Below are 14,551 nucleotides of genomic sequence, written 5' to 3'. Positions count from 1 at the left end.
TGCATGCACCATATTCAATGCAGGCCACAGGAAACAGCGCTGTGGGTTTCACGTACAAAAAAAACCCGCCTAGGCGGGTTTTTTTGTCGATCAGCTCACACTTTCATACGAGCACTGTAGATCAAAGCTCCGAGAAGCACTCTTCGATGATTGCCAGACCTTGGTCCAGTTGTTCATCCGGCGAAGTCAGGGGTACCAGTACGCGCAGAACGTTGCCGTAGGTGCCGCACGACAGCAGGATCAGGCCTTTGTCGCGAGCCTTGGCTACAACGGCGGCGACTGCCGGTGCGTTTGGCTTGTGGCTGTCACCGTCTACGAACAGCTCGACCGCGATCATCGCGCCAAGGGCACGTACTTCACCAATCACTGGATACTTGGACTGAATGGCTTTCAGGCCAGTGACCAGACGCTCGCCGACTGCCTTGCAGCGATCCAGCAGGTGCTCTTCTTCGAACACTTCCATCACTGCCAGCGCAGCAGCGCACGCGATCGGGCTACCGGCGTAGGTACCGCCCAGGCCGCCTGGAGCAATGGCGTCCATGTATTCAGCCTTACCGCACACACCCGCCAGCGGGAAGCCGCCAGCGATGGACTTGGCGAAGGTGGTCAGGTCGGCAGACACGCCCATCTGTTCCATGGCGAAGAACGTGCCGGTCCGGCCAGCGCCAGTCTGCACTTCGTCAGCGATCAGCAGGATGCCGTGCTGGTCGCACAGGGCGCGCAGACGCTTCATGAACTCTTTAGGCGCGACGTAGAAACCGCCCTCACCCTGAACCGGCTCGATGATGATCGCAGCGATGTCACGCGGCTCGGCGTCGTTCTTGAAAATGCGTTCGATGCTGGCGATCGAGTCGTCGACGCTCACGCCGTGCAGTTCATTAGGGTACAGCGCGCGGAAGATGCCGCCTGGCATCAGGCCCATGCCGGCCGAGTAAGGCACGACTTTACCGGTCAGGCCCAGGGTCATCATGGTGCGACCGTGGTAAGCGCCAGTGAATGCGATCACGCCGGCACGGCCCGTGGCGGCGCGGGCGATTTTCACGGCGTTCTCTACGGCTTCGGAACCGGTGGTCACCAGCAGGGTTTTCTTGGCGAAATCACCAGGCACCTTGGCGTTGATTTTTTCGCACAGCTCTACGTACGGTTCGTAGGCCAGCACCTGGAAGCAGGTGTGGGTCAGCTTGTTCAGCTGCGCGGTCACGGCGGCGATGATTTTCGGGTGCACGTGACCGGTGTTCAGTACTGCGATACCGCCGGCGAAGTCGATGAACTCGCGACCTTCAACGTCGGTAACGGTAGCGTTCTTCGCGGACTCGGCGAAGATCGGGTGAATCTGGCCAACACCGCGTGGTACAGCGGCTTCGCGGCGTTTCATCAAAGAAGCGTTAGTCTTGCTCATAAAGTCCTCATTCGCCGCTCATCGGGCGGCGTGGTTCAAGGAAAATGCGGCGGGGAGGCAACTACGGCAGCATGCGATGATCGACTGCCATAGCTTTCCCGGCCACAGAGAAAATTCCGGTTGAAACGCAGAAAGGGTCAGCGCTCTCGTGCCCTTTCCGCTTATTGCATTCCCGTCTGCCGCGCTTAGATGCCCAGGCAGAGGTATTTGATTTCCAGGTAATCTTCGATGCCGTACTTGGAGCCTTCACGGCCCAGGCCCGACGCCTTGATGCCACCAAACGGCGCGACTTCGTTGGAGATCAACCCGGTGTTGACGCCGACCATACCGTATTCCAGGGCTTCAGCCACACGAAATACACGGCCCAGGTCACGGGCATAGAAGTACGACGCCAGGCCGAACTCGGTGTCGTTGGACATCGCGATCACTTCGGCTTCGTCTTTGAAGCGGAACAGCGGCGCCAACGGGCCGAAGGTTTCTTCCTTGGCCACGGCTGCGTTGTTCGGCACGTTGGTCAGGATGGTCGGCTCGAAGAAGTTGCCTTCGATGGATTTGCCACCCGACAGCACGGTGGCGCCTTTGGCCACCGCGTCGGCAATGTGTTCCTTGACCTTGGCCACGGCTTTTTCATCGATCAGCGGGCCAGTGGTGGTGCCGTCTTCCAGACCGTTGCCGATCTTGAGTTTGGCCACAGCCACTTTCAGTTTTTCAGCGAACGCATCGTAGACCGAATCCTGAATGTACAGGCGGTTGGCGCAGACGCAGGTCTGGCCGTTGTTGCGGTACTTGGAAATGATCGCGCCTTCGACGGCCTTATCCAGGTCCGCGTCGTCGAACACGATGAACGGCGCGTTGCCACCCAGCTCAAGGGACACTTTCTTGATGTCCTTGGCGCATTCAGCCATCAACTGGCGACCGATTTCAGTCGAGCCGGTGAAGGACAACTTACGCACGATCGGGTTGCTGGTCAGCTCGCTGCCGATGTCGCCGGCGCTGCCGGAAACAACGCTGAACACGCCAGCAGGAATCCCGGCACGCTGGGCCAGCTCAGCCAGGGCGAACGCCGAGAACGGAGTCTGCGAAGCAGGCTTGAGCACCATGGTGCAACCGGCGGCCAGGGCCGGGCCGGCTTTACGGGTGATCATCGCGGCCGGGAAGTTCCACGGGGTAATTGCCGCGGTCACGCCGATGGGCTGCTTGATCACGATCAGGCGCTTATCTGGCTGGTGGCCCGGAATCACGTCACCGTAGACGCGCTTGGCTTCTTCGGCGAACCACTCGATGAAGGAAGCGGCGTAGACGATTTCGCCCTTGGCTTCGGCCAATGGCTTGCCCTGTTCCAGGGTCATCAGGCGAGCCAGGTCGTCCTGGTTTTCGATGATCAGTTCGAACCAGCGACGCAGCTTGTTCGCACGGTCCTTGGCGGTCAGTGCACGCCAAGCCGGCAGCGCCTTGTCTGCGGCTTCGATTGCCCGGCGGGTTTCGGCAGCGCCCATTTTCGGCACGGTGCCCAGAATTTCGCCCGTTGCCGGGTTGTTGACCTTGATCGTCTGACCATTGTCCGCATCGACCCAAGCGCCATCGATGAAGGCTTGCTGGCGGAACAACTGGGTGTCTTTAAGCTGCATGTCGGCTTTCCTTAACAGCACCGCGCCGGGCGCGGAGCAAATTATGATTGTAGAAAGGCGCCTTATAGGCTGCCGTCAGGGAAATCATTCACCGGGCTGAAGCACATAAATAGCGCACGGATTGGACTCGCGCGGTTCAGCACCCAGACAAGAGCGTTTGAAATCTCAAACGAATCCTAGGATCAAAGGGGGTAAAGGACAATAGCCTGTTCGAAAAAAAGAACGAAAACCGCTCTTTTGCCCATTTTTTCTGATCAACGTGACAACCGCCCGCTCGGCGGCCAAAAAACACAGGCGATTCAGCAGCATGGACGCCCGCAGCGCTTATGAGTATCATGGCGCCCGCTTGCACCAGTAGCTCAGCTGGATAGAGTACTGCCCTCCGAAGGCAGTGGTCGTGGGTTCGAATCCCGCCTGGTGCACCAACCATAAGTTTTCACATGTTCCCACATGATCGGAAACACCCCGAGAAGCCCGCACTGTGCGGGCTTTCTTGTGTCTGCATGTCTACGAATGAACCCACACAGCATTGCGCCCCGTGTATGCCTGCTTGTATGCTCGCCTAAAATTTGAAACTGGGGCATACACGCATGAAGCGTTCGGAGATTAAGCGCCGTCCGATGGCAGACACCACTCTGGCCAGCCTTGAGCCAGAGGCCAGCACCTACCGGGAGCTAGATGGCGCTGGGCTGTATCTGCGAGTGAAGCCGACCGGCCAGAAATCCTGGGAGCTGCGCTACAAAAAAGCCGATGGTAAATGGTCCTGGCTAGGCCTGGGAAGCTATGGCAAAGGTAGCCACCAGTTGACCGGCGAACAGGCGCGCCAGAAAGCAGCAGAGCTACGCGACGGAACAACGAAAGATGGCAGCATGCTCGCCACCCAGCGCGCCCAAAAGGCAGCGGAGCGCGAGGCAGCCAACAATACTTTCGAGCATCTGGCTCGCGAGTGGTACGCCAACAAGCGCAAAGGCTGGAGTGCCGGGACGGCTACCAGGGTCATAGGTGCTTTGGAACTTCACGTGTTTCCAGTCTTTGGTAAGCGTCCCTATCAAAACGTTCTGCCAATGGAATGGATGGAGTTCCTACGCGGCATGGAACAGACCGGCATTGTCGAACAGACCAGCCGAGTACGAGCCATATGCCGGGAGATATACGACCTAGCCCGAGTCACCGGCCGTGCCACTCACAACCCGCTTGAGGGGCTGCACAAGTTCCTGCTGACTAAGCCCGCCGAGAACTATGCGCATGTTTCAATCGACGAGCTGCCGCCCCTGTTACGAGCCATTAGAGCGTACCCGAGCGCTGCCGACATTCGTATTGGTCTGCACTTACTGTCTCTGCTCGCCTGCCGACCGTCTGAGCTGCGGGAGGCTCGATGGTCTGAATTTGATCTAAACGCCGGCCTTTGGACGATACCCGCTGAACGAATGAAGCGTCGTCGTGAACATGTGTTCCCCCTGCCACGGCAAGCCATCGAGCTACTAAGCGATCTGCAAAAAATCACTGGCACGTATCCATTATTGTTCCCTGGTCGCAGCGATACCACAAAGCCGCGCTCCAATACCGTCTTCCTGATGGCCCTGCGCCGACTTGGCTATGAAGGTCGGCAGACCGGCCACGGATTCCGACACATCGCCAGCACGATCCTCAACGAACACGGATTCGACGAAAACCACATTGAGGCCCAGTTATCGCACGTCAAAGATGGGATTGCCGGGGTATACAACAAAGCTCAATATCTGACCCAGCGGACGACCATGATGCAGTGGTATGCCGATCACCTGGACAGGCTAGCTACAGGCAATGTCATGGAGTTCAAACGCGCATGAAGCAGGTTCTTATATGGCTGGCGTGAACTGGCCCAAGAGGGGGACGCATTGGTCAAGGCTCGGTTCTGAAGCAACAGTTTCCGGCGAAGAGAACCGTCAGCTCATTATCGCAGCCCATAAGTACACCGAGCACACGATCAGTAATGACGATCTTTGGAATCTTATTCACTCCGTAGCAATGGCCAAAAACGAAGACAGAAAAGGCCAACGGCGAGCCGCAACGCACAAGGATACTCTTCGTTCGCTACGGGCCATGCTTACTTTGGATAATGCTTCACTCTTAGATGCGCTCAGCAAATGCGACGCACAGACTCGTGAAGATATCTACGTCGCTCAAAATCGCATCCTCTGGGAAGACATTGACTGGGTATCGAGTGAAGAAGGCAGCGGGCAGGTGTATGGCCCGAGAGCTATAAGGAGATCCGTACAGGAAGCCCTCAACGCAGCAGCTGTAAAAAAGTGTCCGAGAGGCCCAAAGAAAAAGCCCTACCAGATTGCCCTAGCGCGTACCTGCCTAGTGATCTGGCAGGGATGCAGACAGAAAAAAGCGCCCGGACGACTGGAGTTCACCCGAGCGGCGTTCAATGCAGCAGGAATGTATCTACACGACAAGCGAATAGGTGCTCTGCTGTCAAAGGTCGGCAAATCAGGAGTGTCGAAGGTCTAATTAAAATGGGTGCTTCCTAAGTAAGTATGCGGAGAATAGCGGGTGTCTTCCTCATATACATATGGACACACCCATGCACAAAGAAACTCCAAGCAAAGCCCTTATCCGTCAGACAGCGCTGTGCGACTGGCTCGACTTGTCCCGGTCCGGGTTGGATAAGCTCCGCAAAAAAGACCCAACCTTTCCGCGCCCCCTCAAGGATAGTGATACCCGCCAAGCGGCCGCGTTCTATGTCGTGTCCGAAATTCAATCGTGGCTCCAGGCCAAGATCGAAGCACGGGACGCTTTTTAAAATGAATACAAACAACGGAACAGCTCAGTGCGCGCGACTATTGAAGCGCCTGCAAATGGGGCCTATCGATACGTTAGCTGCCATCCGCGAATTGAATATTCTCCGCCCAGGCGCCCGTATTTGCGAGCTGCGGGATCTAGGCCACAAGATTATTACTCACCGTCTTGTGCTCACTGACGAGCAAGGCCGCACACATCGCGGGATCGCGCTTTATTACCTCAGCTCCAACCCGCCAGGGGTTTTCGCATGAGCCTCTATCCGTCCAAAATCCGCGCACTTGCTCACCGTCGCATGGCCTTAAGCGCACTCCGCGCCAACTCCAGCCTGCCAACTCGCCTCAAGCGCTACAACGAACCGCATGAGCATTGCTCGCGCCTCGGAAGTGCAAGGCGGTGCGGAGTGAACGGGCCGCAGTTGGTACCTTTTCTGAGCCATGCCTATATCAACTCCAGGGACGTTACAGTGCGCAGTTCTTGCGCCTTGGTTGCTCATTGCAACGCATCCATCAAACACAGTCAGGAGTTGTCGTCATGGGTAGCGTGAGGCCTTTGAATGGCAAACCATATACGGCTGCTAACACAAGCAGGACACCGGAGGCTCTTGGCGACGATTTCTGCGACCCCACTGCACCAGCCATCGACGACGATAGCTTAGCCCTGCTGATTGAGGCCTGTTCTGAGCTTCGCGATTTTTACGAGCTAGAGCAGTGCTCCGGACGAGCAGGCTGGCTATCGGAAATCATCGAGGAGTTTAAGGCCTTAATCGCCCGAGTTGATCCTTCGCAGGCCAGTGAATGACTGACGCAGTAACTCTTTTTCGTGACGCGCTCCAGTCTGCCTAACGGCTCTGGAGCGAGTAGCACCGAGAGCCTCGTAACGGAATAACCACAATGATCAAAACAACCTGCAAAAAAGCGGGAACGCCGAAGGCTTGCCCGAAGAAAGTCACCGAGCTGTTTTATGTGACCCATCCGAAAGCTCCCAGGGCGCTGATAGGGCCGTTCCTAACCGAAGCCGACGTCGAGTGCGCCCGCGTAGTTATGCGTAGCTCTAATGCCTTAGTGACGGCCTGCCTAATTGATTCACTGGACGATCTGACCTACTGGCACGCCGTGAATAATGGCCGGATCTGTCGGGTCTTTGCTGGCGCTGCCAAAGAGGCCGCATGATAGACGCGACGATCCTTTTCCGTGACGCGCTCCAGTCGGTCTATGGCCCGCTTGATTGGCTTCCCGTGCCTGACGGTGCGATTCATCGTTTCCGCGTGCCTGACGACAAGGCCGGTACGCTTAACGGCTGGTACGTGCTGTACCTGGACGGCATCGCGTCCGGTGCGTTCGGCAGTTGGAAAACGAATGGTTCCCGCGTTTGGAGCAGTCGAGAGCCCGTCGATTATCGGGAAGCCGAGCAGGTGCGCCAGCGGATCGAGCAGGCACGGCGCCAGCGCGAAGCCGAGCAACAGCGGCGCCAGCTCAAGGCCTTGAACCTTGCTCAACGCTGGTGGCGTGATGCGCACCGTGCCGATCCCGATCACCCGTACCTGATTGCCAAAAGTGTACGGCCCCACGGTCTGCGCCAGCGTGGTGACGAATTGCTGGTGCCGCTGTATGCCGATGGCGTGCTGGCCAACCTGCAACGGATCGCTCCGGACGGTGGTAAGCGCTTCCTGTTCGGTGGCCGGATCAAGGGCACCTATTCACCGCTGGGTCGCATCACACCAGGTAACCCGCTGGTCATTTGTGAGGGGCTAGCCACGGGCGCAACGCTTCACGAAAACGGCTACACCGTCGCGTGCGCCATGAATGCCGGGAACCTAAAACCAGTGGCGCTGGTGCTTAAAGCCGAACACCACAACATCGAAATTATCATTGCGGGCGACGACGACCGGTGCACCGAGGGCAATCCCGGACGCACCGCCGCCAATGCCGCCGCCATTGCAGTGGGTGGATTAGTGGCGTTTCCCGACTGGCCGAACAGTGCGCCCGACACCCTGACGGACTTCAACGATCTATACCGCTGGGAAGCCGACCATGCCAACGAATAACGTAGCCAGCCAGACGATTGACCTAGGAGGCACGGCAGGGGCGACTGACGGGGCCAACACGGCAAAAACTACCGCAAGCCAAGCGTCAAAGGTCTCGGCCAAGTTTCTGACGTGTGAAATCCCGACGATTAGGCCTCCTGAGCGACCTTGCTGGTGCGTGTATGAACACTGGGTTACCAATGAGAAAGGCCGCAAGCTGCGACCCGGTGTGTATTGGCACGGCTTTAAACGCACCGCCGCCGATGATGAGACCGACGACGACAAAACAGACCGCCCAATCACTGACGAGTGGATCGCCAGCCCCGTGACCGTAGTGGCCCGGACGACCAATAGCGACGATGGTAGCGAAGGCCGTCTACTGCGACTGGTGACAGAAAGCGGCATCAAGGAATGGATCATCCCCATGGAGGTGTTCGGCGGTAGTGGCGAGGATGCCAGGCGCCAACTGTTCGGCATGGGCGTAATCATCGCGCTGAAAAAGCGTGGCGCATTCATGGAGTACTTACTTGAGCAGCGCCCCGCCGAGGTGTTCGCCACCACTTGCCGACCGGGCTGGCATGAGTCGGGCGCCTTTGTACTGCCTGGCCGCACCATCGGTAGCGACAAGGTGCGTTATCAGGCCAGCGGCAAGGGACAGAACCTATTCAGCCTGCGCGGAGATCTGGAGGGCTGGAAAACTGAAGTCGCGGCCAAGTGCGAAGGCAACCCGGTACTGACGCTGGCGATTGGCTGCGCGCTGGCTGGCCCGCTGCTGAGTCTGGTTGGTGTGTTGGGTGGTGGCGTTCACCTGGTGGGCGACAGTTCTAGCGGCAAATCGCTGGCACAACTGATTGGTTCCTCGGTATGGGGCGACCCTGGAATCTTTGCCGCCAGTTGGGACATGACCAAAGGCGGTTTGGAAATCGAGGCATCGAGCCGCAATGACACCATGCTCCCTCTGGACGAAATCAAGCGCGCCGACCCCAAGCGCGTACAGGAAATGGCCTACTCGCTCGCCAACGGCCAGGGTAAAGGCACCATGACCCGTGAGCGTGAAGGTCGGGCCAAGCTGTCGTGGCGTCTGCTGGCGCTGTCGAGTGGCGAGCGCTCCCTGTCTGAACACGCGTCCATCGGCGGTAATGCGGCCCATGCTGGCGCTGAACTTCGCATGGTGGACGTGAACGCCGGTACTCGCACCCACCGCGCCTTCGACGAATTGCACGGCCTGGCGGGCGCGGACTTCCACCGACTGCTGACCGTTGCTGTTGGCACCCACCATGGCCACATCGGGCCAGCATTCGTGGAAAAGCTACTTGCCAGTGATGACCGTCCCGGCCTGCTGGAAGACTTCGCCCGTATACGCGCCAGCTTCATCGAGGACAACGCTCAGGCGGGGCGTGTTGCGGATCGCTTCGCCGTCATTGCCCTGGCTGGGGAAATGGCTATCACCTACAGCCTGCTGCCTTGGGCGCAGGGTAGCGCCATAGCTGACTGCCAGTTGCTCTATGGCGAGTGGTTAAGTCGTGTGGGCAGTGGCAATGCCGAAGACAGGCAAATCCTGTCTAGCGTTAGCGACTTCATCGCCAAGCACGGTGATAGCCGATTCACCAACGTGAACGACCAGACCCCCGACACCAAGGTACATAACCGGGCCGGATTCTGGGAGTTATCAATGGGGAAGCGACTGTACCTGTTCAACAAACCCGCACTGATCGAGGCCGCGCACGGGTATGGATTTAATCGTGTTATCAAGGCACTAGAGGGGGCTGGCGCTCTGGGGCGCCGCGATATCGGGCGGAATACAAAAAACTACCGGCTACCTGGTGGCGGGCAAGCTCGCCTGCATGTCGTCGATCAAGAAGCATTGGACATGGAAGGTGGCGGCGCATGAACGTCACTCAAACACCACTCACCCAGAATGCCCAAGTTCATAGGAACCTAGAATTGGTGGCAACAGTGGCAACAGTGGCAACGGCCTTGCAGGGCAGGCCTCTTAGCCGTTGCCACCCTATAAAAAAAGTGGCAACAACTGGCAACACACCTACGTTTCAATATAAGGGAGCTTTCCTCCTGCGGTTTTTTGTTATCACCGTTGCCACAAAAAACACGTGCGGCAACAGATTGGCAACATCTGAAACGGCTGGAGCCCGCGTATTCCGGGGCTGTTGCCACTGTTGCCGCTGTTGCCGGTGTTTTTTGAATTACAGGAACATGTGATTATCAAAAATCCGGGCCAGGTGACGTTATGAACCCTGCTGTCTGGCCTGCTAGATCACATCCCGCCAATCATCGCTGGCGCTGACAAACCGACCATGGCGTTTTATTAGTGAGCATTATGAGCAAGTGCGCTTTCCATCGCCTCTGCGCGTTCGCTATAGATGGTAATGAGGCAGTCGGCTACGCGGCATGCGTTACGTTGTTTGATCCAAGCAACTTGCTCTTGTTTCAAGGCCGCTTTGTCTTGGGCATCGTTACGCAATGCTTTGTATGCGGCGGCAAGCCGTACATCGAGTGCGGCTAGTTCGGCGTTGCCACAAATCATCCCCTCTACTGCCGTCGATGCTTTGGTACAGTCGAAACTTGCCTTGATGGGGCCTACCGGCATCGGGTGAGTAGTAGGAGCCTTGTCGGCCAATGCTAATTCAGCGGGTGCCAAAACGGTTTTTGTAATGAGGGCCGCGACGGGGGGAGTGTCTTTCCGTAGAGCCGCCTTGTCTATGTCCGTGAGCCTGCGAAGAATGCTCAGGTGCAGCTCCACGCCGTTTTCCAAGGTCATGCTACCGTTGCCGTACTGCATGGAAAGCGTCGAGAGATCCCCCTTGCCGTCCACCAAATTAACCGCGCCAACGTCGGCATCCACGCTGTGGATCTGCATAAACTTTTTTTTGCCCCATAGATCCATCGCCAGCCTGTCACCGTCCGCATAACCTAGACGTATTGGCCCTGGCTGCTGATTAAGACCGTAGACATTGACGCGGTATACACCGGCGACATTCTCCTGAACATACGTGCTTATTTCGTTCGCCTGGACGAAAGCAGGCGCAAGCAAAGCCATTGGCAGGAAAATCTTTTTGAACATAGCATCAATCCTTAATGTCATTCGTCGAATTCCCAACGATATCACTTTGAGATTGCTCATGTGGAAACGGTGAGCCTAGGTATCGGCTGGCAGCGTAAGTTGCACAAATCCATGAGGAAACAGCGGAAGCTAGTTGCTTCGAGGCCCGTAGGCCTTGGGGGCCTAGGAACTACACCGGATCGGTGTTCGTTGATCAATCTGCGAAATGTGCAACGTGTCAAAGTGGCTATCTCACATCAGCCACTCAACGTAGCGGACTGATGCCTTGCCGAGGGCCGTTTGGAGAATCAAGATAGCTCTTGAAGCCTGGCCCCTTCATACCCGATAAGAGAGCAGAGCATGACCATATCGAACCGCGTCAAAGAGGAAGATCAAACCTTGCGGGATATTGTCGCCAAGCGCCTTAAGAGAGCGCGCCATGCGGCAGGTTTTACAATGGCTGCGGTGGCAGACCGCCTTGGCTACACCAACCTGACGATGATCAGCCTTTTCGAGAACGGAAGACGCGCACCTAGCCTGAAGATCACTTTACGATTCGCAGACCTTTACTGCGTCACCACGGACTACCTGCTAGGCCGCACCGATGACATTGGCCTAGCGCCAGAGGAAGGCAATCAGGCCATGATCACAGGCGTGTTAAAGGGCGTCCTGACCAGCTACAACGACAAATATCTTTCTGGCCTAGCGGCAGTAACAGCTATCGCCGTGGAAGGTGCGAGCATGGACCGTGTATTGCTGGGTAAGGTGGCAGACATTTCTGTCGAGTTGAGCGATTCACTGGCAGTTGTCCGAAAGCATCACGGAAGCGCTTTTGAATCAATGCGAGGAGGTGGAAAGCTGGAGCGACTTATTAACGAGCTGTCCAGCTCCGTAGAATCAAGAATTCTGAGCAAGAAGCGTGAAAAAGCCCTCATTGAATACGAATACCCCATATTCACGGCCCAGCAGGTTGCCGCATCTGTTCAGCAAGCCCTATTTGCTGAGTAGCATCGATTTGTACGCCAGTGAGAGAGCTGTTCTCACTCACAGAATGTGATGCCAAAGAACGACGAACAGGTTGTTAACGTTAGCAAGCTACACCGCGTCAAAAGCGAGGTTAAAACGCATCAATTTTTTGGCAAAACGCCTGAATTTACTGCTCGCAACTGGCCTATCTCTGTGTCCGCAAGCTGTTAACTTTTGATAATTATGCGAAAGGTAATAGCGGCAGTGGTTTCAAACCTTTCCCTCCTGTGCATCAGCACGCTGTTTGGTACGCATTTGGCAACGAGTACCGCCAACAGATTTGCACGCGGGTTTCCGCCCGAGCTGGCGCTGCTGTTTATCAGGAAGGCCACCGCTATGGCCGAAGCATTCGAGAGCCAGGCACTCGACCAGCTAACCAAGGATGGCAGGCGGGCGCTTGCCAAAGGCGCAGAGCAGCGGTGATTCTTCAGGGTAGTGCGGCTGTAGATCCCGAGAGAGAATCCTCACTGTTCAGCCATGCTGTGTGACCGAGCCGAACTGTAGCGGGTGATAAAGGCGTCAAACCCGTCTAATACCTCATCATGGCAAGCGAAAAGCTATTAGAAACGTCAAAACCCCGCTAGACGGTATTTGACATTTCCAGCCCTGAGTGTAAATTTAGCATTCTTACTAAGTTTATAGCTGGAGCTAATCATGGCCGCACTTCAAAACCCTTTCAAGCCAGGCGCGGGGCATATGCCTCCCTACCTCGCAGGTCGGGAGGATGAAAAAAAGGAATTCGCGCGCCTTCTACAGCAACGAACGATTCTCGAGAATTTAGTCCTAACAGGACTGAGGGGTACTGGGAAGACGGTGTTACTCGAAACTTTTAAACCCATGGCGCAGCAAGGAAAATGGTTGTGGGTTGGTACTGATCTATCCGAAAGCGCAAGCCTGAATGAAGGGAGCATCGCTACTCGCTTGCTAACGGACCTCTCTGTTGTGACTTCTGCTGTAAAGGTTGGAGAGTTTCAAGTTTCCGAAGGCATAGGTTTTTCCAGAACTGAATCAACCGTAGATCAAACATTAAACTATCAAACCCTTCAAAATATATATGAGACGACCCCTGGCCTTGTAGAAGACAAGGTGAAACGCGTCTTAGAAATTGTCTGGAACTCCATCAAGAATCTAGGCGTTGCTGGGATAATTTTTGCCTATGACGAGGCTCAAAACTTATCGGATCATGCGCAGAAAGACCAGTTTCCACTTTCTATGCTATTAGATGTTTTCCAGTCTATCCAGCGTAAGGGAGTTCCGTTCATGCTCGCATTGACAGGCTTACCGACTCTGTTTCCAAAGCTCGTAGAAGCACGGACTTATGCAGAGCGGATGTTCCGGGTTGTGATGCTCGACAAGCTGAGCGAACAAGCTGTACACGACGCCATAAGCATCCCTCTTAAGGACTACCCAATTAAGCTGTCAAAATCTTCTATGCAACAAATCGCCTCTCTATCTGGAGGATATCCTTATTTTGTGCAATTTATATGTAGGGAAGTCTATGACGTCTTCATACAGCAAATTGGCAATGGTAAAAACCCTGGGGTGCCCGCAGATGAAATTCTTCGCAAGCTGGATAGCGACTTCTTTGTGGGACGTTGGGCGAGAGCAACCGATCGGCAGCGAGAACTACTCGGAGTAATTGCGGAGCTTGATCACTGCGATGGTGAGTTCTCCGTACAGGATGTGACAATGAAGTCCAAAGAGGTAATAGAAAAACCTTTCGGAAGCAGTCACGTTAATCAAATGCTGTCGAGTTTGGCAGAGTCTGGTCTGATTTATAAAAACCGACATGGTAAATACTCCTTTGCAGTCCCTTTGCTGGGACAATTCATTAGACGGCAAAAAGAGTATTTGTGACATATCGCCGATTAAATTGATGTGGAGATAGCGCCACGTCGGTCAGTGACTACCCCCAGACCTAATGGCAACCCTGCCGGTTGCCCGCTGGTTCCACGATGTTCGTCAACTCCGTGATCCCAGATGGTGCGACTACTCAGGAGGGGTGGTGGTACCGGCAGAAATTTCGATACCTCGTGCCTACTCCACGCCTGCCTACCGAAATGGGAGCTCAGGCTCATTGTCGATAATCGGACTTTGCCCTGATGGGCGGGTTGATGTCATAGAAAACGAGCATAGGCGGCATCCCAATAAGCGGTGACTTTTTTTTGTCCTTTGAGTTGTTGCCCAGTGACAATCCTCAGAGCCGATAGTCAATTACCTTTGTGTGCTGGGGATGCGTCATGGGCTTTACGATTTGCTACACCTTCCAGAGTCAACACAGGGTGTTCGAGCACTTTTCAACTATCTTTGTCCGCACTACGCCGTGTGTTACGCGCTGCTTAACTCAGGCGCTGTTATACGAGAAGGATCGTCGAATTGGGATGGGCGCTACTCAGCCGTTGTTGAGTTTGCGGCGCGATTTGGTGTCACCGACGTGAGATGGCATCAGCCAATCACTCACCCATGAATGAGCAGCGTCAATAGCCGATCCCCCCCGAAACAGGGTATCCGCTCCGTGAACCCCACATTCCAAGCGGATAGCTGACGGCTGATGCTGTGCTCCCGATTTTCTTCAGGAGCCCATCACCATGATGCGTCCCAATGCCAGCGTTGAAAAAGTGTACCTCTAC

13 protein-coding genes and 1 tRNA gene are annotated in these 14,551 nt (G+C 55.7%); 11 read left to right on the top strand and 3 right to left on the bottom strand.

Going from position 1 to position 14,551, the window contains the following annotated elements:
* Positions 1-121: 121 nt before the first annotated feature.
* Both gabT and gabD read right to left on the bottom strand, forming a co-directional pair.
* Positions 122-1,399 carry a 4-aminobutyrate--2-oxoglutarate transaminase gene (gene gabT, locus IMW75_RS23570; RefSeq protein ID WP_045059477.1) on the bottom strand — a complete coding sequence of 426 codons (1,278 nt, stop codon included), beginning with the start codon at positions 1,397-1,399 and terminating at the stop codon, positions 122-124.
* 185 nt (positions 1,400-1,584) lie between these two features.
* Positions 1,585-3,027 carry an NADP-dependent succinate-semialdehyde dehydrogenase gene (gabD, locus tag IMW75_RS23565; protein WP_045059478.1) on the bottom strand — a complete coding sequence of 481 codons (1,443 nt, stop codon included), beginning with the start codon at positions 3,025-3,027 and terminating at the stop codon, positions 1,585-1,587.
* Positions 3,028-3,375: 348 nt separating this feature from the next.
* On the opposite strand from gabD, the gene IMW75_RS23560 reads away from it, so the two are divergent.
* From IMW75_RS23560 to IMW75_RS23520, 9 genes are all read left to right on the top strand, one after another.
* A tRNA-Arg gene (locus tag IMW75_RS23560) sits at positions 3,376-3,452 on the top strand.
* A 165-nt stretch (positions 3,453-3,617) separates the two neighbouring features.
* Positions 3,618-4,856 (top strand): tyrosine-type recombinase/integrase, encoded by a 1,239-nt coding sequence (locus IMW75_RS23555; RefSeq protein ID WP_205893919.1) that lies wholly within the window; start codon positions 3,618-3,620, stop codon positions 4,854-4,856.
* A gap of 13 nt (positions 4,857-4,869) precedes the next feature.
* Positions 4,870-5,523, top strand: a complete 654-nt coding sequence (locus tag IMW75_RS23550; RefSeq protein WP_205893918.1) for a hypothetical protein — start codon at positions 4,870-4,872, stop codon at positions 5,521-5,523.
* Between the two features lie 73 nt (positions 5,524-5,596).
* Complete coding sequence (locus tag IMW75_RS23545; RefSeq protein WP_205893917.1) at positions 5,597-5,815, top strand: helix-turn-helix transcriptional regulator; 219 nt, start codon at positions 5,597-5,599, stop codon at positions 5,813-5,815.
* On the top strand, positions 5,754-6,065 hold the full coding sequence (locus tag IMW75_RS23540) for a helix-turn-helix domain-containing protein (RefSeq protein WP_336512441.1): 312 nt from the start codon (positions 5,754-5,756) through the stop codon (positions 6,063-6,065). The genes IMW75_RS23545 and IMW75_RS23540 overlap by 62 nt, the downstream gene beginning before the upstream one ends.
* Positions 6,066-6,345: 280 nt before the next feature.
* Positions 6,346-6,612, top strand: coding sequence for a hypothetical protein (locus tag IMW75_RS23535; RefSeq protein WP_205893915.1), 267 nt, complete (start codon positions 6,346-6,348; stop codon positions 6,610-6,612).
* 92 nt (positions 6,613-6,704) lie between these two features.
* Positions 6,705-6,983, top strand: a complete 279-nt coding sequence (locus IMW75_RS23530) for a hypothetical protein (RefSeq protein WP_205893914.1) — start codon at positions 6,705-6,707, stop codon at positions 6,981-6,983.
* Positions 6,980-7,858, top strand: coding sequence for a toprim domain-containing protein (locus IMW75_RS23525; RefSeq protein WP_205893913.1), 879 nt, complete (start codon positions 6,980-6,982; stop codon positions 7,856-7,858). Before IMW75_RS23530 ends, IMW75_RS23525 begins: the two co-directional genes overlap by 4 nt.
* A gap of 106 nt (positions 7,859-7,964) precedes the next feature.
* Positions 7,965-9,728 carry a DUF927 domain-containing protein gene (locus tag IMW75_RS23520; RefSeq protein ID WP_205893934.1) on the top strand — a complete coding sequence of 588 codons (1,764 nt, stop codon included), beginning with the start codon at positions 7,965-7,967 and terminating at the stop codon, positions 9,726-9,728.
* 432 nt (positions 9,729-10,160) lie between these two features.
* Here IMW75_RS23520 and IMW75_RS23515 read toward each other — a convergent pair whose 3' ends face one another.
* The gene (locus IMW75_RS23515; protein ID WP_205893912.1) at positions 10,161-10,916 is read right to left on the bottom strand and encodes a lysozyme inhibitor LprI family protein; all 756 of its coding nucleotides are present in this window, start codon (positions 10,914-10,916) and stop codon (positions 10,161-10,163) included.
* A 339-nt stretch (positions 10,917-11,255) separates the two neighbouring features.
* On the opposite strand from IMW75_RS23515, the gene IMW75_RS23510 reads away from it, so the two are divergent.
* Complete coding sequence (locus IMW75_RS23510) at positions 11,256-11,903, top strand: helix-turn-helix domain-containing protein (protein WP_205893911.1); 648 nt, start codon at positions 11,256-11,258, stop codon at positions 11,901-11,903.
* Between the two features lie 672 nt (positions 11,904-12,575).
* On the top strand, positions 12,576-13,778 hold the full coding sequence (locus IMW75_RS23505; protein ID WP_237142324.1) for an ATP-binding protein: 1,203 nt from the start codon (positions 12,576-12,578) through the stop codon (positions 13,776-13,778).
* Positions 13,779-14,551 lie beyond the last annotated feature (773 nt).

It is taken from the genome of Pseudomonas gregormendelii, from assembly GCF_017114825.1.
Taxonomy (GTDB): domain Bacteria; phylum Pseudomonadota; class Gammaproteobacteria; order Pseudomonadales; family Pseudomonadaceae; genus Aquipseudomonas; species Aquipseudomonas gregormendelii.
The sequence above is the reverse complement of the archived record's forward strand: the minus strand, read 5'-3'. Positions and strand labels throughout refer to the sequence as shown.

Bases quoted from the DNA above. Each gene is read 5' to 3' on its own strand.
- gabT (WP_045059477.1), bottom strand. From the start codon at position 1,399: ATGAGCAAGACTAACGCTTCTTTGATGAAACGCCGCGAAGCCGCTGTA.
- gabD (WP_045059478.1), bottom strand. From the start codon at position 3,027: ATGCAGCTTAAAGACACCCAGTTGTTCCGCCAGCAAGCCTTCATCGAT.
- IMW75_RS23555 (WP_205893919.1), top strand. From the start codon at position 3,618: ATGAAGCGTTCGGAGATTAAGCGCCGTCCGATGGCAGACACCACTCTG.
- IMW75_RS23550 (WP_205893918.1), top strand. From the start codon at position 4,870: ATGGCTGGCGTGAACTGGCCCAAGAGGGGGACGCATTGGTCAAGGCTC.
- IMW75_RS23545 (WP_205893917.1), top strand. From the start codon at position 5,597: ATGCACAAAGAAACTCCAAGCAAAGCCCTTATCCGTCAGACAGCGCTG.
- IMW75_RS23540 (WP_336512441.1), top strand. From the start codon at position 5,754: ATGTCGTGTCCGAAATTCAATCGTGGCTCCAGGCCAAGATCGAAGCAC.
- IMW75_RS23535 (WP_205893915.1), top strand. From the start codon at position 6,346: ATGGGTAGCGTGAGGCCTTTGAATGGCAAACCATATACGGCTGCTAAC.
- IMW75_RS23530 (WP_205893914.1), top strand. From the start codon at position 6,705: ATGATCAAAACAACCTGCAAAAAAGCGGGAACGCCGAAGGCTTGCCCG.
- IMW75_RS23525 (WP_205893913.1), top strand. From the start codon at position 6,980: ATGATAGACGCGACGATCCTTTTCCGTGACGCGCTCCAGTCGGTCTAT.
- IMW75_RS23515 (WP_205893912.1), bottom strand. From the start codon at position 10,916: ATGTTCAAAAAGATTTTCCTGCCAATGGCTTTGCTTGCGCCTGCTTTC.
- IMW75_RS23510 (WP_205893911.1), top strand. From the start codon at position 11,256: ATGACCATATCGAACCGCGTCAAAGAGGAAGATCAAACCTTGCGGGAT.
- IMW75_RS23505 (WP_237142324.1), top strand. From the start codon at position 12,576: ATGGCCGCACTTCAAAACCCTTTCAAGCCAGGCGCGGGGCATATGCCT.